This window comes from Pacificibacter sp., assembly GCF_039769035.1.
Classification (GTDB): Bacteria; Pseudomonadota; Alphaproteobacteria; order Rhodobacterales; family Rhodobacteraceae; genus Celeribacter.
This window is the reverse complement of the sequence record NZ_JBDMZG010000031.1, coordinates 1-17,226: the sequence shown is the minus strand read 5'-3', so window position 1 is coordinate 17,226 and position 17,226 is coordinate 1. Positions and strand designations below refer to the sequence as shown.

Sequence of the window (17,226 nt, the reverse complement as noted above, 5' to 3'; positions counted from 1 at the left end):
TTTTCTGATTCTGCTGCAACCACGCCCCCCGATGACGCCACGATTGAGCGCGAAGCGCGCCGCATTTTGCGCCGTCTGAGCGAGCCGGGGGCCTGTTTGGCCGTTGCCAAGGATATGGAAAAAGCCGTGGTCGTGCGTGATTTACCCGATGGACGCACGACGCGCACGGCGGTACTGGATCGCTCAATTGCGCAAGCTATGGCGCTCAAAGACTGGATTTCGTCGCAGGCCAAGGGCAAGATCACCCGCTACTTTATCACCTCATCTGGACGAGCAGAGCTCAAACGCCTTGTTGCTGCGGATGAAAGCGCGCGTGCTGGTTTTTCAGAAGCCGCCGCAACATTTTCTGGGCAGGCAACAGCTTGGCCTGTTGGCACTGCCTCTGCTGCGACGGAAAAGCCAAAGCGCATCCGTTATAATGCCGCAGAAAGCCCTGTGATGACCTTGTCACGGCGTCGCGACAAAGACGGGGCAATGTTTTTGGACCCCGAACTTGTGGCCGCAGCCGAACGTCTGCGCGAAGATTTCGAATTGGCACAAATGGGTGCGCAGCCCACGCAAAATTGGGATCACTTCGTCACCGGTGGCGATCAAGTCAAATTTGACGGAGATATTTCAGCATATGGTCCGGAGGCTGCGAAAATGCGTGTGGCAGCGGCCCTTTCTGATCTTGGCCCAGGGCTTGGCGATGTGGCGCTGCGGTGTTGCTGTTACTTGGAAGGTATGGAGCATGCCGAGAAACATATGGGCTGGTCCGCACGTTCTGGCAAAGTGGTGCTGCGCATCGCTTTGCAGCGTTTGAAACGTCATTTTGATGAAGCGGGATATTCCAACCTAATTGGGTAATTTATCGTCGCTGGCGCGCGACGACTGACAGGTCGTAACCTGTCCAATGCAAAAGGCCCCCGCAGTCCGCGAGGGCCTTTTGTCTAAGTTTGCTTTGGCCTTTTGAAGGTGTTTCTTACGAGGCGTCGATTTCATCCAGTGCGCCGCGCACTCCTGCCTCATACCCAGGATGAACTTTCCCAAGCACAGCAAACCAGCGTTCGCGCACGGATGCAGAACACGGCGCCATTGCGCCAGCCATGGTCATATGCAACCGCGAACGTTCAGCATCGTCGATCACTTCGGCGTAGAGTTTGCGTGGCTGAACGTAATCGGCGTCCTCCATCTCGACCACATACTTGTCCGCATCCCCCGATATTTTCAGGGGTGGCTCGGCGACGCTTGGGTCGGCGACAGCACTTTGTTCGTACTGGTTGGGTTCGTAATAGGCATCGATGTGACCTGTGTTGCGCTCCATGAAATTCATTGGGCCGTCTTTGTGATAGTGGTGCACAGGGCTTTTGGGGGCATTGGCGGGCAGGGCCTCGTAATGCGTGCCTAGGCGATACCGATGGGCGTCAGCATATGAAAACACGCGCGCTTGCAACATTTTGTCAGGGCTAAACCCAATGCCTGGGATTTTGTTGGACGGAGAATAAGCGGCGTTTTCAATCATCTGGAAATAGTTGTCTGGGTTCTTGTTGAATTCCAGCATGCCAACAGGGATCAATGGAAAGTCGTCATGTGGCCAGACTTTGGTCAAGTCGAACGGATTGAAGTCCTGATGCTCTGCATCTTCTTCGTTCATGACTTGAATGTTAAGTTCCCACTTCGGGAAATTTCCCGCTTCGATCGCCCCAAACAGATCCTCTTGATAGCTTTCGCGCGTCTTGGCAATCAGCGCTTCGGCTTCTTCGTTCATGTAGTTTTTGATGCCCTGTTGGTTGCGGAAATGGAACTTCACCCAGACCCGCGTGCCATCTGCATTCCACATGGAATAGGTGTGCGATCCATATCCGTGCATATGCATTGGGTTCACTGGAATGCCGCGATCAGACATCAATATTGTGACTTGGTGCACGCATTCAGGATGGGCTGCCCAGAAATCGAACATGGCTTCGGGTGAACGTAGATTGCTTTTTGGGTGGCGTTTTTGGGTGCGAATAAAGTCGGGGAACTTAAAGGCATCACGGATGAAGAAGATCGGCGTGTTGTTCCCGACGACGTCCCAATTGCCTTCCTCTGTGTAGAATTTCACGGAGAATCCGCGCACATCGCGTTCCGCATCGGCTGCACCCAGTTCTCCTGCCACAGTGGACCAGCGTGAAAGGATGTCACAGGAATTACCGACCTTTGAAAAGAGTTTGGCGGTTGTGAGATGCGAAATGTCGTGGGTCACTGTAAATGTGCCCTGTGCGCCCCAACCTTTGGCATGAACGACCCGTTCTGGGATGCGTTCCCTGTTTTGGTGGGCCAGCTTTTCGATCAGCTGATAATCATCCAGTAAAACTGGGCCGCGTGGACCCGCCGTTTTCGAGGTATCATTGTGGGTAACGGGTGCACCGGCGGTGGTTGTCAGGCGTTTTGACATTGTATCCTCCTCAAGACATTTTCATCTAAGTCCACCTTAGGCTGATGCTTGAATTAATAGAAATTGTAACTTTTGCCTTTTGCTATTACTTTATCTAATGCAAAGTTGGAAAGGACGTGCGCAATGCTTTCTTTGAAACAGTTGACTTACTTTGTCGCCTTGGCCGAAACGCGATCTTTTTCTAAGGCTGCAGCCCGAGTGCATGTCACGCAGCCTGCCTTGTCTGTGCAGATCAAAGACATGGAACAGTTTCTTGGCGTGCAATTGGTTGAACGCCTTCCGCGAGACATTCGTTTGACACCTGCCGGTCAAATTGCCTTGGAAAAGGCGGCCCAAATACTCGATCTAACACGAGACCTTGAGGCAAATGTCCGTTTGCAAAAAGGTCTTGCTGGGCGTTTAACACTTGGGGTTATTCCCACAATTGCGCCGTACCTTTTGCCGCACGCCCTGACGCGCATTAAGGCTGCACAGCTTGATTTGGACATGCGCGTGCGCGAAGCGCAGACTGCGGAGCTTCTTTCGGATGTATCGTCAGGTCGGCTCGACGCTGCAATTATTGCGTTGCCCTACGATTTGCACGGTCTGGTGGCTGAACCACTTTTTACCGATCGCTTTTTTCTAGCAGGGTCATCTGCGCGGATTGACCGGCTTAACAGCAAAACCGCACCGCCGAGGCCGTCTGATATCCCGCCCGATGCTTTGCTTTTGTTGGACGAAGGGCATTGCCTTGCAGATCAGGCCCTTGTTGTTTGCGGTCTGACACGTGGACGTCAAACAGTCGATCTTGGCGCGTCTTCATTGGCCACCTTGTGTGGACTGGTCGCGCAAGGGTTTGGGTTGACGTTCGTCCCTGAAATTGCGGCCGCGGCAGAGCAGGCGGCCAGCCCCGACATGGCGCTTATGCGTTTCCCCGATCCTCAACCAGAGCGAACGATTGCGCTGGTACGGCGCAAAAGCACCTTATCGTCTGCGTGGTTTACAGATCTCGCCGCGCTGCTTGTCGATGCGGGCGATGTGCTTATGCGGTCCTCACGCGAAAAAGGGTAGGTGCGCAAACGGGCTCGATGTGCACGCCATAAAAAAGGCCTGCACTCTTGCGAGGCAGGCCTGATGTTCTTTTGGAATCAAGTCCGCTTATTCAGCAGCAACGTCCTTGGACGCATTTGCCAAGTAGCCCAAAACAGTTTCAGGGGAAGACACGCCATATGGGTCTTCGCCGTGGTTGTCGGACAGACCTGGCTCTTCGAACCACGCTTCGATAACGCCGTTGTTTACTACAGCCGCGTAGCGCCATGAGCGTACACCAAAGCCAAGGTTGTCTTTGTGCACGAGCATGCCCATGCGACGAGTGAATTCGCCAGATCCATCAGGGATCACGCCAACGTTTTTAAGGTCTTGGGACTGCGCCCATTTGTTCATCACAAAGCTGTCGTTTACGGACATGCAGTAAATCGCGTCGATGCCTTGGGCTTGGAAATCAGCAAAACCGTTTTCAAAACCTGGCAATTGGTATGTGGAACATGTCGGTGTGAAAGCACCTGGAAGTGAGAACAGCACAACGCGTTTGCCTGCGAAGTAGTCGTCTGTTGTTTTGTCTTCCCATTTGAACGGGTTGTCGCCGCCAATGGATTCGTCGCGGACGCGTGTTTTGAACGTTACGTTCGGCAGTTTATGTCCAGCTTGCATATCATCACTCCTAATGGGTCTCTTGCGATTTCTCGCAGATTCAAATGTCATTCTCGCGATATCTAGAACGATTCTAGTTTGTGTTCAATCGCTGGAAATGGACAAAATGAAGCAGAGTGTTCGGGCAGGGGCTTGGGATCAAAAAAGAGGCATCAAGTGACACAAAAAAGGCCAAACTCAAATGAAATTGGCCAAAATAGTCACTTGTTTTAAATCGGTTAGGTCTCCGCGTGGGGCAAACCCTCAGCATGAAGGACGCCAGCCCAGCCATTGCCTGCACAAGGTGCCGCGGTTTGTATTTCAAATTTTGCGCAGCCACGGCCGCGTCGTGCAATGAGCAGGGAACATGGCAGCAATGCCACGTATCCACTTGCCCCGAGGTCTGGCTCGGCTATAACCTAGAAAATCTGTTTCTGTATGGGGAAAATTCCGTGCGCGATCTTAAAATTCCGGCCCAGCGACACCCAGAAAAGCAAAAGCGCCCCGACAATGCGCAGCCACGCAAACCCGATTGGATCCGCGTGAAGGCCCCCACATCTGCGGGCTACCAAGAAACACGCAACATCATGCGTGAAAACAAACTGGTCACTGTGTGCGAAGAAGCGGGTTGTCCAAACGTTGGCGAATGTTGGTCACAAGGCCATGCCACGATGATGATCATGGGCGAAGTTTGTACGCGGGCTTGTACCTTCTGTAACATCGCCACAGGCAAGCCGCCTGAAGATTTGGATGTGTTCGAACCCGGTCGCGTGGCGGACGCTGTTGCAAAACTCGGTCTCAACCACGTAGTGATCACCTCTGTGGACCGCGACGACATTGAAGACGGCGGGGCAGAGCATTTCGCCATGACCATCCGCGCCATTCGCAAGAAGTCCCCGTCGACCACGATCGAAATTCTCACGCCAGATTTCATCCGCTGTGATCCGAAGGTCTTGGAAGTCGTCGTGGAAGCGCGCCCTGATGTGTTCAACCACAACTTAGAGACTGTGCCGGGCCTGTACCCAGAAGTGCGCCCCGGTGCGCGGTATTTCCATTCTTTGCGCTTGCTTCAGCGCGTGAAAGAGCTTGATCCAACCATGTTTACCAAATCAGGCATCATGGTGGGCTTGGGCGAAGACAAGCAATCCGTTACTCAAGTGATGGAAGACATGCGCGCCGCCGACATCGATTTCTTGACCATCGGGCAATATTTGCAGCCAACGCCGAAACACCACGCGGTGGATCGCTTTGTGACGCCCGAAGAGTTCAAAACCTACGAAAAAACCGCCTTTAACAAGGGCTTCTTGATGGTCTCTGCCACGCCTTTGACGCGGTCAAGCTATCACGCTGGCGATGATTTTGCGCGTTTGCGTGAGGCGCGCCTCAAAAAACTCGGTACGGTGTAAGCGTCTACACCATCTCATGTAAAACCGGCGGGGCAGCTCGCCGGTTTTCTTTTGTCTTGATCATGCCACGTCGCCCGTGACACAAGCCCATTTCACCGACCTATTATTGTCGAGGCCCACATGACCCAAGCGACTTTTGATATTTTCCTCTCCACCGTGCCCGGATTGGAGCACGTGTTGCTTGAGGAAGTGATCGAGGCTGGGTTCCAAAATCCTGTGGCCTCTGGCGGTGGTGTCACCATTCATGGCAATTGGTCCGATGTCTGGCGCGCCAATCTGGCCCTGCGCGGGCCTTCTAAGGTTCTTGCCCGTATCGGCGAATTCCGCGCCTTTCACTTGGCGCAACTTGATAAGCGCGCGCGTAAATTCCCTTGGGGCGATATTCTGGGGCAGGCGGTTCTCGATGAAGAGCTGTCCGTCAAGGTCGAGGTCAACACCAACAAAAAATCCAAAATCTATCATGCCGGTGCCGCTGTTGAACGCATTGAACGCGCCATTCATGAAGAATTCGGTGCGAAAATCGCCGATGGGCTGGAAGACGCTGACATCGTCATCAAGGTGCGCATCGACGACAACAACGTCATTTTCTCTATCGATACCTCCGGCGAAGGCCTGCACAAACGTGGTCACAAACAGGCCATGGGCAAAGCGCCGATGCGTGAAACCATGGCGGCACTTGCACTGCGGGCTTGTGGCTATACGGGAAACGAGCCTGTGCTAGACCCCATGTGTGGCTCTGGCACGTTTTTGATTGAAGCCGCTGAAATATCACGTAATTTCATGGCGGGACGTGCGCGCAAATTCGCGTTCGAGGCGCTGGCAAGCTATGATTCCGACGCCGTGCGACGCCTGCGCGATGACTGGAAAATCCGCGACAGCGATCAGCTATTTTACGGTTCAGACCGCAATGTGAATGTGATCGGCTTTGCCAAAGACAACGCCACGCGGGCAGGGGTCGCGAACCTCTGTCAGTTCACCCCCACACAGGTCTCCAGCCTTGAGCGCCCTGATGGTCCCGCTGGGTTGGTCATCGTCAACCCGCCCTACGGCGCGCGGATCGGCAAGAAAAAAGACCTCTTTGCGCTGTACGGATCCTTCGGCGATGTGATGCGCGAAAAGTTCAAAGGCTGGCGCGTCGGCATGATCACCTCAGACACACAATTGGCCGAAGCGACCAAATTGCCGTGGAAACCGACCGAAGCACCGATTGCCCATGGTGGCTTGAAAGTGAAGCTGTTCCAAACGGACGCCCTGCGCTAGCGCGGCGGCACTATTTGGTGCCGTGATGCGCTTTCATCATGGTTTCATGCACCGCCACCATGCCGCGCGCGGCCAAGTCAGAAACCTCGCCCGCATGTATTTGCAAGGCTTCGACCATCGCGGCATCGTCCGACGTTTGCACAACAATCACGCCAGTTTCGGTGAATTCGATCTCGGTGGTGATCAGCTCTGGTTTCGCAAACAGCAAATCCAGCGTCGGGCTTTGAATGGGAATGCGCGGATCAAACCCGTCTTCGACACGGTTGATCATCGATGCCACATGGTTGACGATCGCGTCTCGCAACACCTCATCCTCGGCCTCAGTCACCGTGCGGATGCCATTCGGTAGGTTTTCGACGGTGCGGGTGATGCCTTGGTGGTTGATGAACAGTTCTTTGAGGGCGTCGACCTCATCGTCCGTGGTGTTTTCCCCAATAAGCCCCGGCATGTTTACCTCATCATGTATCAAGGCGCCGTTTGCATCTGTTGCATGGTGGTGCATTGCAGAATGGGTCTGCGCGAGGGCAGGCAAGGCTGTGAGGCTGAAGATCGCAGCCATGGCAATGGTCTTAGGGTGCATCAGATGTCCTTTATGTCGTTGCCAAGCAGTGTAGCCGCTTCAGTCGCGCGGCGATACACGTTTTAAATACTGCGCGACCGCTTGCCGATCCTCGGCGCCTAATTTGGAAAAATTATCAATAACATGCGCCATATGCCCACCTGCGGAATCAAATTCAGGCGTGAAGCCGCTTTCCAAATAATAGGCGATGTCTTCCAAGCTCCAGGTCAACGTACCAGGTGTGATGTTGGGGATCATACCTTTGCCAGACGGGTTGGGCGCACCCGCCAGCCATTTCGCTGTGTCCATGCCGCCCAAAGCGGTGCGCGGGGTGTGGCATTCACCACAATGCGCCAACGCTTCGACCAAGTAGCGACCCTTGAGGTCTTCGGGCGTCATGTTTGGATCTGTCACCACCCAATCGCCCGCGCTGCTGCCATAGAGCAATTTCCAACCGCCAAGCGTTCTGCGGATGTTGAACGGAAACCCAACATCATGTGGTTTGTTTGGGGTCTGCGAGGCAGGCAACGTCATCATATAGGCGTGCAACGAAATCACGTCGGCAGGGTCCATTTTCGCGAAAGACGTGTAGGGAAAGGCGGGATAGTAGTGTTCGCCATCTGGTGACGTGCCGTGCAACATGGCATTGGCAAGATCGGTCTCGTTCCAATCCCCGATGCCATGCGTCGGATCAGAGGAAATATTGGGGGCATAAAAAGTCCCAAAGGCTGTTTCAAACGCCATGCCGCCAGACAGGGTTTCCCCGTTGCCATCCTCACCCGCATGACAGGACGCACATCCGCCTGCGGTATACACATAAGCGCCGCGATCAAGATCTGGCACAATGCCTGCCAAGACCTCTGGCGCAATCTGACGGGGCGCAGTGAGAACCCATCCGACAGCCGCCCCAAGAATGACTGTTCCAAGACCATAGATCGCGATTTTTTTCATGGAGCCTCTCGAATTTTAAAATACAATTTCAGGACGTGTTGGGCAGCTAGCGGGGCAGGCCGTGACGGTTCATGCGCTCAAGTTGCATCCACTCCGGAACGCCGATGGTTTTCTCAATGCCCACCAGTATCAAGCAAATCAGGATTACCCCAAGCACCAGCTTGACCCGGCCCGCAGATGGGGGATGTTTAGCCCAACGTTTGGCGCGCATCAGCCAGAGCAAATTCATAATCTACACCTTTGCGGATTCGTCATCTTCGAACACAACTGAGCCAATAAAGGGCAGGTTGCGGTTGGCTTGCGCGAAATCAATACCGTATCCGACGACAAAGGCATCTGGAATTTCGAACCCAGTCCAAGTGGCTTTGAACTCAACCTCGCGGCGCACCGGTTTGTCGAGCAATGCGATGGTTTCGATTTTGCGCGGATGGCGTGATCGCAAAAGCTCCATCACGGATGTCATCGTGTGGCCTGTGTCGACAATGTCTTCAACGACCAAAACGTCACGACCTTCAATGTCGCCGCGTAGGTCTTTGAATATTTTCACATTTCTAGAGCTTTCCATGGCGTCTCCGTAAGAAGAGACCTCCAGAAAATCCACCTCAACGTTCATGTCTAATTCGCGCACCAAATCGGCAATGAACACAAAAGAGCCGCGCAAGAGGCCAATCACCACCAGCTTTTCAGTATCGCAATACTCTTTGCGAATGGTGAGCGCTAAGTCTTCGATCCGCGCCGCGATGGTCTTGGCCGAAATCATGACATCAATATGGTAGGGGCGCTGCGTCATGGTATCCTCTTGCATTTTTGTCGCTTAGGTAAGACATATCACCGTGAAATAATTAGACCAGTGATCATGCCGACGCACCAAGAAACAAAAACAATGCCCTACACCGCGCAACAGATGTACGATCTGGTGGCGGATGTTCAAAGTTACCCAAAGTTCCTGCCTTGGAATGCGGCTGCACGTATCAGATCGCGTGACCAGTTTGACGATCACGAGGTCATGTTGGCCGATTTGGTGATTTCGTTCAAAGTCTTTCGCGAGAAATTTGGCTCGAAAGTCGTGTTGTGGCCGGAACAGATGAAAATCGACACAGATTATCTGGACGGACCGTTCAAGTACCTCAAAAGCTGGTGGCAGTTTCGCGACCTAGAAACAGGAGGCTGTGAGGTTGAATTCTTCGTTGATTTCGAATTCAAGAACGCGATTTTGCAGTCGGTTATTGGCATGGTGTTCAATGAGGCGATGCAGCGTGTTGTGCGCGCGTTTGAACGGCGCGCCGCAGAACTTTACGCGTAATCAAACGCTCAGTTGTAAATCGAATGCGTTCGCGCATGAAAAAAGGCGGGTCGAAACCCGCCTTTTTCGTCATCCAATGATCGTTATTACGAGTTGTGGTCGTAAGCGCTTTCGCCGTGTTGCGCCAAATCCAAACCAAGTTGTTCGGTTTCCGCATCCACGCGCAGCGGTGTGACCAAGGCGCAGAGTTTGACCAAAATCACAGTCACCACAAGGGTGAACACGCCAACGATGCCAAGCGCACCAAGCTGTGCAACAGCGTTCGCGCCATCGGCAAAGAAGATGATCATGATTGTGCCGAAGATACCACCTACACCGTGAACCGCGAAGACGTCCAATGTGTCGTCGATTTTCAATGTGTTGCGGATCAAGTTGACCATTTCTTGGCACATGATACCGGCAACAGAACCGATCACCAAGGCTTCAACTGGGCCAACAAATCCAGACGCTGGTGTGATCGAGGCAAGACCTGCGATCGTACCTGTGACGATCCCCACAAGAGAGGCTTTGCCATATTTGATCTTTTCCCAAAGCGCCCACGTCATAGAAGCCGCAGCAGCGGAAATATGCGTCACTGTGATGGCCATAGCCGCGCCACCATCTGCCGCCAATTGTGATCCGCCATTAAAGCCGAACCAGCCGACCCAAAGCATAGATGCACCAATCATCACATAACCAGGGTTGTGTGGCGGTTTGTTGTCTACTTTGCGGCGACCCAACATGACGGCGATGACCAAAGCTGCGATACCGGCTGTTTCGTGCACGACGATGCCGCCCGCGAAATCCATCGTGCCGGTTTCGCCAAAAATGCCGCCGTCAGCCAAAAAGCCGCCGCCCCAAATCCAGTGGGTCACAGGCGCGTAGCAAATTAACATCCACAAGGATGAGAACAACAGAACGAAACCAAAATTGATCCGCTCAACATAGGCGCCAACAATCAAAGCAGGGGTGATGATCGCAAAGGTCATCTGAAAGGCAAAGAACAAAACCTCGGGAAGGGTGCCTGATACAGACGTTGCATCAACGCCAGACAGGAACATTTTGCCAAGCCCACCCCAAAGTGGTCCGCCGTCGCCAAAGGCGATGCTGTAGCCAAAGGCCAGCCACAAGATGCTCATCACACAGGCGATGGCATAGACATGCATGAAGACGCTCAAGACGTTGCGCGCGCGTACAAGCCCGCCGTAAAACAATGCCAAGCCTGGCAATGACATGAATAGGACCAGTGCAGTTGCAACCATGATCCACGCGGTATCGGCTCCGACCATTTTCCCCTCCTAAGGATATTTTTTACGCATTAGCGGCGCGTAAAGCGGCTTTGTGCCGATGAGGAAAGGGGCAAGGGGGCTATTTTGATGCCTAAATTTGAAGCAATTGCACAAGTGGTGCATTTATGGGCGTCATTTAGCGCAGTGGTATAAAAATTAGGCAAAATGAAAAGATTGCCTGAATTTACCGTTTTAACCGCTCTTGGAGCCACGTCAGCGCGGTTTCAACCGTCGCCCTGCGCACATGCGCGCGCCCAAGCGGGCCGAACTCTACGGTCTGGGTAGCTGTGGCGTATCCGTCCTGTGCCAGTCCAAAGCAGACGCGTCCTTCTGGCTTGAAATCGGATCCACCTGGTCCCGCAATACCTGTCACCGAGACTGTGATCTGTGCATTTGATCGATCAAGCGCACCCTGCGCCATCTGCGCTGCGACCTGTTCTGAAACAGCGCCGTGGGTGTCCAAAGTCTTTGGCGTCACGCCAAGCATTTCCATCTTCGCGTCATTGGAATAGGTGATGAAACCGCGATCTACCACGTCAGATGAGCCAGCTATTTCGGTCAATGTTGCACCAATCAACCCGCCGGTGCAGCTTTCTGCCGTGGCAATTTTAAGCCCCTTGGCGCGCGCCAAGTGCAATACGTCGGTGGCCAAGGGGGTTAAATCGGTCATTACATCAAAAACCCATGCGCGAGGCCTGCCAAAATAACCACGCAGACGGCAGCCATAAGACCCGCAATCACATCATCAAGCATAACGCCAATCGCGTCGCCACGCCGATCAGCCTTGCCAACAGGGCCAGGCTTCCAGATGTCGAACAGTCGGAACAAGATGAAGCCGGCCAAGTATCCCGGCCATAAAGCGGCACTGCTCTCACCCATCATCTGCGCGCCAATTGCCACGGGCCACAGGGCAATCCATTGGCCGGCCACTTCGTCGATGACAATCTCTGACGGGTCATGTTCATCCGTGCCCGGTGTCGCACCGGCTGTGACGACCTGCGTGGCCCATAAGCCTGCGATACATACCACAACGGTGGCGAAGGCGCCCAATCCAAAGCCGCCCCATTCGGTGATGGCCCAAAACAACGGCACCGCCGCAGCTGATCCCCATGTGCCTGGCGCAGGTTTCAGATAGCCAACGCGTGCAAGCGTTGCGATGATTTCTGCAAGTTCTTTCATGGTCCGTCCTTAGCGTTTGATCAAGGTGGCCGTAGCGATTGAGGCGATGCCTTCTTCGCGTCCAGTAAATCCGAGCCGTTCTGAAGTGGTGGCTTTGACGGACACGCGGTCCACCTCTACCGACATTATATCTGCCAAAGCGGCGCGCATCGCAGCTGCCTGCGGGCCGATTTTGGGGTGTTCGCATACCAATGTGACATCGCAGTTGCCAAGCTCAAACCCTTTTGAGCGTGCCAATGCAATCGCATGACGCAAAAAGATGTCGCTGGCAGCGCCTTTCCATTGCATGTCTGAGGGCGGGAAATGCTGACCAATGTCGCCTTCCGCCAATGCGCCGTAAATCGCGTCTGTCAGCGCGTGCATGCCAACATCAGCATCAGAGTGTCCCTGTAAGCATCTGTTATGCGGTACCTTTACGCCGCAAAGCCAAACGTGATCGCCCGCGCCAAAACGGTGCACGTCATAGCCATTTCCAAGACGTATATCCATTGGGCCACTGTCCTTTTTGTTTTTGTCTCGCACCGATAGAACATCTTCGGCGCGTTTGAAATCATGTGCATGCGTGATTTTGAAGTTGTCTTCGTGACCCTCGCAGATGGCAACGGAAACTCCCGCCGCGCGCGCCACTTCCACATCATCATTTGCTGCGCCTTGAAACGCGGCGTGTGCTGACAAGATGGTCTCGAAATCAAAGCCTTGCGGCGTTTGCGCGCGCCAAATGCCTGCGCGATCTTGCGTGCCGTCTACGTGGTCAGTCCCGCGCCACAGGGCGTCCGTGACTGCAAGGGCTGGGGCTGCGCCAGCATGGGTCTTGAGTGCATCCAGTACATTTTCGATCACCGATGCGGGCACCAAAGCGCGCGCAGCATCGTGGATCAAAACCTGCGTCACGCCAGAGCCCTGCAATGCTTCCAAACCAAGGCGCACGGAATCTGACCGCGAAGCGCCACCAGTGATACAGATTACATCGTCTAATTGGCTTGCGAGTTCGGTGTCGTCTGCGTGATGAACAATGGCGATGGAGTCGACGAAAGGGCGAAAGGCCGCAATTGTATGGTCAATCACCCGAGGGCACGCGGGATCTGCGCCAAGGGAGCGCCATTGTTTTGGAGTATCCCCACCTGCGCGGGTGCCGCGACCAGCGGCGACGATCAAAGCTGTCACTGTCATAAAGCGTGAATAATCTGTGCAGTGGGTCATGGCAATGGGCAGTGAATAGGGGTGGTTTGTCTAAAAATTAGGCAAATGATGATTTTAGCCCTTTTTTTGCGCGCAATCCTTTGCGACTCTCTGCGGAGCCAGATACCCAGTATAGATATGCACAAGGATTAAGCGCTTGCCCGTTCATTTGGCAGACATAACTCTAGACCCACCGATTTTTCTCGCGCCGATGGCAGGAATCACGGATTTGCCGTTTCGCGATCTGGTGGCGTCTTTCGGTGCAGGCCTTGTTGTGTCTGAAATGGTGGCGAGCCACGACATGTTAAATGCGCGTGCTGGGTCGCGCGAAAAAGCCGAACTGGGCTTTGGCGTTGAAAACACAGCCGTACAGCTTGCCGGACGAGAAGCACATTGGATGGGCGAGGCGGCGAAAATGGTCGCGGCCAACGGCGCGCGGATCATCGACATCAATATGGGCTGCCCTGCGAAGAAGGTGGTGAGTGGCTATTCTGGCTCTGCCTTGATGCGCGATTTGGATCATGCGCTCACCTTGATCGAAGCAGTGGTTGCCGCTGTCGACATCCCCGTCACGTTGAAAACACGCTTGGGCTGGGACGATGCGCTATTAAACGCGCCAGAGCTCGCACGCCGCGCAGAAGCCGCAGGCATTCAAATGATCACCATTCATGGCCGCACCCGCTGCCAAATGTACAAAGGCAGCGCAGATTGGGCGGCTATTCGTGGCGTCAAAGATGCCGTTAACATTCCAGTGATTGCCAATGGCGACATTGTCAGCACGCAAGACGCTAAAGATGCGCTCGAACAATCAGGGGCGGATGGCGTCATGATTGGACGGGGCGCACAAGGCAAACCTTGGCTTTTGGCGCAGGTCGCAGCCAACATCACCGGCATGCCCGCACCCATTGAACCCGACGGAGACGCTTTCGCCGATATGGTCGCCACGCATTTTGAAGCAGGCCTGTCATTTTATGGCGCCGAACTGGGCGGGCGTGTGATGCGCAAACATCTTGGCTGGTACATGGACACGGCCCAAACGCCCAAAGCACACCGCAAAGAAATTTTAACCCTCAAAGATCCGCGCAAAGTGTTCGATCACTTGCCTCAAGCTTTGGCACAAAAAGGAAAAGCCGCATGAGCGCGACTTCATTTGAATCGCTGTGGCCATCGCTGCCAGTGCCGTCCGTGATCGTATCGGATGACGACAAAATTTGCGAAATCAACTCTTCTGCTGAAGGGTTCCTCAATATGTCGGCCAAATCCATTCGCAACGTGCCGGTGTTTGACAAATTGGCCATTGATGCGCCGCTCGAAGAAGCGTTTGAACGGGTGCGCCGCGATGATGCGCCAATGTTTATCAACAATGTTGATGTCTCAGGTGGCAATGCCGCCCCAGTCCCATGCAACATCCAAATCGCGCCCTTGTCAGGCAAGCCTGGCTGGGTGTTGTTGCTGATGGAACCGCGCCAAATTGCTGATCGTCTGGGGCGTTCGCTGTCTGCCAAATCGTCTGCGCGCTCTGCCATCGGTATGGCCGAAATGCTGGCCCATGAGATTAAAAACCCGCTCGCAGGGATCACAGGGGCCGCGCAATTGCTGTCCATGGGGATTTCACCGGAAGACCAAGAATTGACGGATTTGATCGTCGAAGAAAGCCGCAGGATTGTGGCCCTTCTTGAGCAAGTCGAACAGTTCGGCAATCTGCGTCCACCGGCAAAGCGCCCAATCAATGTCCACGACTTGATCGACCGCGCGCGCAAGTCTGCGCAATTGTCATACGGTGCCTCGATGAAGTTCATCGAAGAGTTTGACCCGTCTTTGCCACCTACTTTTGTTGATGGCGACCAGTTGATGCAGGTGTTTTTGAACCTGTTTAAAAACGCCTCGGAAGCCGCCGATAAGAACGGTGGCGTTATCCGTATTCGTACCTTTTACGACCTGTCGTTGCGGTTGCGCCGCAAAGATGGATCGGGGGGATCTTTGCCCTTGCAGGTCGAAATTGTCGACGATGGCCCTGGTTTGCCGCCAGAAATTTCCAGCGATATTTTCGAACCCTTTGTTTCGGGGCGCGAAAATGGAACGGGCCTTGGGCTCGCTCTGGTTTCTAAAATCATTTCGGATCATGAAGGTTGGATTTCTGTGGATTCAGTTCCCGGAAAAACCGTGTTCCGTATCTCACTTCCGGTGGCCCCTAAGGATCAATCTTAGGTGCTGGCGATAGATTATTACCCAAGGGCTCAAGTGAAGAGCCGCCGTGTTTTGGCGACATGGACTGTTAAGGAGAGTTAAAATGGATGGCACTATTCTGGTCGCAGATGACGACCGCACAATCCGCACGGTGTTGACGCAGGCTTTGACGCGCGCGGGATGTAAAGTGCATGCGACGTCTTCTTTGGTGACATTGATGCGCTGGGTGGAAGAGGGAAAAGGCGATCTGGTGATCTCTGATGTGATGATGCCGGACGGAAACGGGCTAGAAGCTTTGCCGGAGATTGCAAAAATTCGTCCTGGTTTGCCGGTGATCGTGATCTCTGCGCAAAATACCATCATGACTGCCATTCAGGCGGCTGAAGCCGAAGCCTTTGATTACTTGCCCAAGCCGTTTGATTTGCCAGATCTGATGAAGCGTGCAGCCAAAGCCTTGGAAGTGAAACGCCGCGCCAATCCTGCTCCGTCCAATGCCAAAGCCCCCAGCGAGATCCAAGAAGACCTGCCATTGGTGGGGCGCACGCCTGCGATGCAAAGCCTGTATCGTCTTGTGGCCCGCGTGATGAACACCGATTTGCCGGTTTTGATCACTGGTGAAAGTGGCACAGGCAAATCCTTGATCGCCCGCGCCATTCACGATTTTTCCGATCGCCGGTCTTTGCCGCTTGTTGTGGTGACTACGACGGATTTGGAGACCATGGAAGGCCCTGCGTCGGTGATTTCGCGCGCCAAGAACGGCTCTATTTTGTTTGATGAGGTCGGGGATCTTGATGAAGAAGCGCAAGCGCGCATCGTGCGGATGCTTGACAGTTTCACCGACCATTCGCCACGGATTATGGCCACATCTCAGGCCGATCTAAGTGCCAAGATGGAAAGCGGTGCGTTTCGTCAGGACCTGTTCTACCGTTTGGGAGGCGTGACATTGTCAGTGCCAAGTCTGCGCGAGCGTGTGGACGATATTCCGCTGTTGGCAGAGTATTTCTTTGGCAAAGCAGATCGCGATGGCATGCCGCTGCGCCGCTTTACGTCAGAGGCGACCGAGCTTGTGCGCGCTTACAGCTGGCCTGGAAACGTGCGGCAGCTTGAAAACACGATCCGTCGGTTGATTGTGACGTCGCCAGAAGACGAGATCACCCGTGCGGAAGTTGAAATCGTTCTGGGCAACCAGCCTGCGATTGAACCGCTGCAAGGGGGCGGGGACGGTGAAAAATTGTCTGCCGCTGTCAACAAGCACCTGCGTCGTTACTTTGATTTGCATGGCGGTGTTTTGCCATCTCCCGGCCTTTATCAGCGAATTTTGAAGGAAGTTGAGGGCCCATTGATCGAAATCGCATTGGATGCCGTTGGCGGAAATCAGGCTAAATGTGCCGATTTGCTCGGCATCAATCGCAATACCTTGCGCAAAAAGATCAATGACCTCGATATTCAGGTGACACGCCGTCGCAAATTGATGTAAAACCGCCACAGTCGTGTTGATTTGGACGCAGTGACAGAATCGTCACATATTTTTGCGGCTTGAAATACGCGGCGCGTGCAGATGGTTTTGCACGGTGGAAAGTCAATTTGGGGATGGTTTTGCGCAAGCCCATCGCGAAAACGAGCTTGAATAAGCTAATGCGGCTCCGCCGTATTCGTCGCTTCCAAAATGGGGCGACCATTGCGCTGTTTGTGCTCGGTCCATTGCTAGCTGTGTTGACCTTTGCCGTGGTGGGGCCGCTCAATCAAAGTGGTGGCGCGGGCGGACTGCGGGCCGTTTTGTTGGCGGATTTGGTCTATGTGCTGGTTCTTGCTGGGCTAGTGGCACAGCGCGTCGTCAAAATGATTGGCGC

Annotated in this window: 19 protein-coding genes; 9 read left to right on the top strand and 10 right to left on the bottom strand. The window is 54.0% G+C overall.

From position 1 onward, the window contains the following. Positions 1-846 (top strand): DUF6456 domain-containing protein (locus ABF287_RS03260; RefSeq protein WP_347183598.1); only part of this gene is annotated, 846 nt, incomplete at its 5' end. Between the two features lie 115 nt (positions 847-961). Here the strand turns inward: ABF287_RS03260 and ABF287_RS03255 are convergent. Beyond that, on the bottom strand, positions 962-2,416 hold the full coding sequence (locus ABF287_RS03255; RefSeq protein ID WP_347183597.1) for a catalase: 1,455 nt from the start codon (positions 2,414-2,416) through the stop codon (positions 962-964). Between the two features lie 123 nt (positions 2,417-2,539). Here ABF287_RS03255 and ABF287_RS03250 point away from each other — a divergent pair, with 123 nt between their 5' ends. Beyond that, a complete protein-coding gene (locus tag ABF287_RS03250) occupies positions 2,540-3,466 on the top strand; it encodes a LysR substrate-binding domain-containing protein (protein ID WP_347183596.1) in 927 nt (308 codons plus the stop codon). Between the two features lie 87 nt (positions 3,467-3,553). Here the strand turns inward: ABF287_RS03250 and ABF287_RS03245 are convergent, their stop codons facing one another. Next, a complete protein-coding gene (locus ABF287_RS03245; protein ID WP_347183595.1) occupies positions 3,554-4,105 on the bottom strand; it encodes a peroxiredoxin in 552 nt (183 codons plus the stop codon). Between the two features lie 431 nt (positions 4,106-4,536). Here ABF287_RS03245 and lipA point away from each other — a divergent pair, with 431 nt between their 5' ends. Together lipA and ABF287_RS03235 are read left to right on the top strand one after the other, a co-directional pair. Then, the gene (gene lipA / locus ABF287_RS03240; RefSeq protein WP_347183594.1) at positions 4,537-5,490 is read left to right on the top strand and encodes a lipoyl synthase; all 954 of its coding nucleotides are present in this window, start codon (positions 4,537-4,539) and stop codon (positions 5,488-5,490) included. A gap of 120 nt (positions 5,491-5,610) precedes the next feature. Next, a complete protein-coding gene (locus ABF287_RS03235) occupies positions 5,611-6,750 on the top strand; it encodes a class I SAM-dependent RNA methyltransferase (RefSeq protein WP_347183593.1) in 1,140 nt (379 codons plus the stop codon). A 10-nt stretch (positions 6,751-6,760) separates the two neighbouring features. Here ABF287_RS03235 and ABF287_RS03230 read toward each other — a convergent pair whose 3' ends face one another. Genes ABF287_RS03230 through hpt form a run of 4 tightly spaced genes read right to left on the bottom strand, consistent with a single transcriptional unit; the run spans position 6,761 to position 9,050 of the window. Next, positions 6,761-7,330: a hypothetical protein gene (locus ABF287_RS03230; RefSeq protein WP_347183592.1), complete on the bottom strand. Its 570-nt coding sequence runs from the start codon at positions 7,328-7,330 to the stop codon at positions 6,761-6,763. A gap of 39 nt (positions 7,331-7,369) precedes the next feature. Then, on the bottom strand, positions 7,370-8,260 hold the full coding sequence (locus tag ABF287_RS03225) for a cytochrome c (RefSeq protein WP_347183591.1): 891 nt from the start codon (positions 8,258-8,260) through the stop codon (positions 7,370-7,372). Positions 8,261-8,306: 46 nt separating this feature from the next. Beyond that, complete coding sequence (locus ABF287_RS03220; RefSeq protein ID WP_347183590.1) at positions 8,307-8,489, bottom strand: hypothetical protein; 183 nt, start codon at positions 8,487-8,489, stop codon at positions 8,307-8,309. Positions 8,490-8,492: 3 nt separating this feature from the next. Further along, positions 8,493-9,050, bottom strand: coding sequence for a hypoxanthine phosphoribosyltransferase (gene hpt / locus ABF287_RS03215; RefSeq protein ID WP_347183589.1), 558 nt, complete (start codon positions 9,048-9,050; stop codon positions 8,493-8,495). Between the two features lie 66 nt (positions 9,051-9,116). Between hpt and ABF287_RS03210 the strand changes: the two genes are divergently transcribed. Next, positions 9,117-9,563 carry a type II toxin-antitoxin system RatA family toxin gene (locus ABF287_RS03210; protein ID WP_347183588.1) on the top strand — a complete coding sequence of 149 codons (447 nt, stop codon included), beginning with the start codon at positions 9,117-9,119 and terminating at the stop codon, positions 9,561-9,563. Between the two features lie 86 nt (positions 9,564-9,649). Here ABF287_RS03210 and ABF287_RS03205 read toward each other — a convergent pair whose 3' ends face one another. From ABF287_RS03205 to ABF287_RS03190, 4 genes are all read right to left on the bottom strand, one after another. Then, the gene (locus ABF287_RS03205) at positions 9,650-10,831 is read right to left on the bottom strand and encodes an ammonium transporter (protein WP_347183587.1); all 1,182 of its coding nucleotides are present in this window, start codon (positions 10,829-10,831) and stop codon (positions 9,650-9,652) included. Between the two features lie 184 nt (positions 10,832-11,015). Further along, a complete protein-coding gene (locus tag ABF287_RS03200; RefSeq protein ID WP_347183586.1) occupies positions 11,016-11,501 on the bottom strand; it encodes a CinA family protein in 486 nt (161 codons plus the stop codon). Beyond that, complete coding sequence (locus tag ABF287_RS03195; protein WP_347183585.1) at positions 11,501-12,010, bottom strand: phosphatidylglycerophosphatase A; 510 nt, start codon at positions 12,008-12,010, stop codon at positions 11,501-11,503. Before ABF287_RS03195 ends, ABF287_RS03200 begins: the two co-directional genes overlap by 1 nt. A gap of 9 nt (positions 12,011-12,019) precedes the next feature. Then, the gene (locus ABF287_RS03190) at positions 12,020-13,180 is read right to left on the bottom strand and encodes a bifunctional 2-C-methyl-D-erythritol 4-phosphate cytidylyltransferase/2-C-methyl-D-erythritol 2,4-cyclodiphosphate synthase (protein WP_347183599.1); all 1,161 of its coding nucleotides are present in this window, start codon (positions 13,178-13,180) and stop codon (positions 12,020-12,022) included. Positions 13,181-13,346: 166 nt separating this feature from the next. Here ABF287_RS03190 and dusB point away from each other — a divergent pair, with 166 nt between their 5' ends. From dusB to ABF287_RS03170, 4 genes are all read left to right on the top strand, one after another. Next, positions 13,347-14,327 (top strand): tRNA dihydrouridine synthase DusB, encoded by a 981-nt coding sequence (gene dusB / locus ABF287_RS03185; RefSeq protein ID WP_347183584.1) that lies wholly within the window; start codon positions 13,347-13,349, stop codon positions 14,325-14,327. Beyond that, complete coding sequence (locus ABF287_RS03180) at positions 14,324-15,397, top strand: ATP-binding protein (protein ID WP_347183583.1); 1,074 nt, start codon at positions 14,324-14,326, stop codon at positions 15,395-15,397. The genes dusB and ABF287_RS03180 overlap by 4 nt, the downstream gene beginning before the upstream one ends. Positions 15,398-15,479: 82 nt before the next feature. After that, positions 15,480-16,853, top strand: a complete 1,374-nt coding sequence (locus tag ABF287_RS03175) for a response regulator (protein WP_347183582.1) — start codon at positions 15,480-15,482, stop codon at positions 16,851-16,853. Positions 16,854-17,011: 158 nt separating this feature from the next. After that, a partial coding sequence (locus ABF287_RS03170) for a hypothetical protein (protein ID WP_347183581.1) occupies positions 17,012-17,226 on the top strand: 215 nt, incomplete at its 3' end.

Bases quoted from the DNA above. Each gene is read 5' to 3' on its own strand.
- ABF287_RS03230 (WP_347183592.1), bottom strand. From the start codon at position 7,330: ATGCACCCTAAGACCATTGCCATGGCTGCGATCTTCAGCCTCACAGCC.
- ABF287_RS03175 (WP_347183582.1), top strand. From the start codon at position 15,480: ATGGATGGCACTATTCTGGTCGCAGATGACGACCGCACAATCCGCACG.
- ABF287_RS03200 (WP_347183586.1), bottom strand. From the start codon at position 11,501: ATGACCGATTTAACCCCCTTGGCCACCGACGTATTGCACTTGGCGCGC.
- ABF287_RS03220 (WP_347183590.1), bottom strand. From the start codon at position 8,489: ATGAATTTGCTCTGGCTGATGCGCGCCAAACGTTGGGCTAAACATCCC.
- ABF287_RS03195 (WP_347183585.1), bottom strand. From the start codon at position 12,010: ATGAAAGAACTTGCAGAAATCATCGCAACGCTTGCACGCGTTGGCTAT.
- ABF287_RS03210 (WP_347183588.1), top strand. From the start codon at position 9,117: ATGCCGACGCACCAAGAAACAAAAACAATGCCCTACACCGCGCAACAG.
- ABF287_RS03245 (WP_347183595.1), bottom strand. From the start codon at position 4,105: ATGCAAGCTGGACATAAACTGCCGAACGTAACGTTCAAAACACGCGTC.
- ABF287_RS03250 (WP_347183596.1), top strand. From the start codon at position 2,540: ATGCTTTCTTTGAAACAGTTGACTTACTTTGTCGCCTTGGCCGAAACG.
- ABF287_RS03255 (WP_347183597.1), bottom strand. From the start codon at position 2,416: ATGTCAAAACGCCTGACAACCACCGCCGGTGCACCCGTTACCCACAAT.
- ABF287_RS03225 (WP_347183591.1), bottom strand. From the start codon at position 8,260: ATGAAAAAAATCGCGATCTATGGTCTTGGAACAGTCATTCTTGGGGCG.
- ABF287_RS03205 (WP_347183587.1), bottom strand. From the start codon at position 10,831: ATGGTCGGAGCCGATACCGCGTGGATCATGGTTGCAACTGCACTGGTC.
- ABF287_RS03235 (WP_347183593.1), top strand. From the start codon at position 5,611: ATGACCCAAGCGACTTTTGATATTTTCCTCTCCACCGTGCCCGGATTG.
- ABF287_RS03190 (WP_347183599.1), bottom strand. From the start codon at position 13,180: ATGACAGTGACAGCTTTGATCGTCGCCGCTGGTCGCGGCACCCGCGCA.
- ABF287_RS03180 (WP_347183583.1), top strand. From the start codon at position 14,324: ATGAGCGCGACTTCATTTGAATCGCTGTGGCCATCGCTGCCAGTGCCG.
- hpt (WP_347183589.1), bottom strand. From the start codon at position 9,050: ATGACGCAGCGCCCCTACCATATTGATGTCATGATTTCGGCCAAGACC.